The 1,028-nt window shown below is 63.7% G+C and carries 2 protein-coding genes; both read left to right on the top strand.

Annotated elements, in window-relative coordinates:
* Positions 1 to 322, top strand: a 322-nt coding sequence (locus AB0B89_RS36655) for a hypothetical protein (RefSeq protein WP_358562455.1), incomplete at its 5' end; no start/stop codon positions are given.
* 158 nt (positions 323 to 480) lie between these two features.
* Positions 481 to 1,028 (top strand): DDE-type integrase/transposase/recombinase (locus AB0B89_RS36650; protein WP_358562452.1); only part of this gene is annotated, 548 nt, incomplete at its 3' end.

The raw sequence follows: 1,028 nt of genomic DNA, 5'->3' as shown, positions 1-1,028 counted from the left end.
GCCCGAGGGCAGCCCCGAACGTGGCGCGCTGATGCGCAAGGAAAAGCTGTATCACTCCCACATCGAGCACTGGCGAAAGCAGCAGGAGAACGGGACACTGGCCGCTTCGACGGGTAAGCCGAAAAAGAGCACGGAGTCGGAGGAGCTGGCCCGGTTGCGGGCCGAGAACAGAAAGCTCAAGGCCGACGCGGCAAAACTGGAGGCCAAAAACGAGAAGCTCAGCGGCGAACTCGGGAAGACCAGGACCGCGCTTGACATAGCGGGAAAAGCATTCGCGCTGCTTCAGGACATCTCAAGCAGCGCGGACTCCGACACGAACTGAGTCGGGTCATCGACGAGCATTTCCCGGAAATGGAGGAGTTGCTCGGCACGGCCAGGGCATGTGCGATCTTGGGGAGGTCGCGGGCCACGTTGCACCGGCGGCGTAATCCCTCCCCGCCCCGGCTGGGCCCACGCCGCCCGTTTCATCACCCGGCCGAATTGTCCGAACACGAGCGCGAGCAGGTGCTGGCCGTACTGGACTCACCCCGGTTCGCCGACAAGTCGCCGGGCCAGGTGTGGGCGACCCTGCTGGACGAGGGCGTCTACCTGTGCTCGCAGGCCACGATGTACCGGCTGCTGCGCCAGCGCGGCCAGTCCGGTGAGCGGCGCGTCCAGGCCGTCCATCCAGCGAAGAAGAAACCCGAACTGGAAGCCGACGGGCCGAATCAGGTGTGGTCGTGGGATATTACGAAACTGAAAGGACCGGTGCGCGGCGTCTACTATCTGCTGTATGTCATCATCGATATCTTCTCGCGGAAAGTGGTCTGGTGGGAGATCTGGCCGACGGAGACGGGAACCCTTGCCCGGGAGTTCATCGAGCACGCGATCGAGGCCAACGGCGGGATCGCCCCCGTCGGGATCCATGCCGACCGTGGCACCTCGATGACCTCGAACACCGTTTCCGGTCTGCTCTCGCTGCTGGGAATCGACCAGTCCCATTCACGGCCTCGTGTGTCCAACGACAACCCGTACTCTGAAGCGCAGTT

The sequence above is a fragment of the Sphaerisporangium sp. NPDC049002 genome (genome assembly GCF_040649355.1).
Classification (GTDB): domain Bacteria; phylum Actinomycetota; class Actinomycetes; order Streptosporangiales; family Streptosporangiaceae; genus Sphaerisporangium.
Note: the sequence above shows the minus strand (reverse complement) of the source record. Positions and strands in the feature narration are given on the sequence as shown.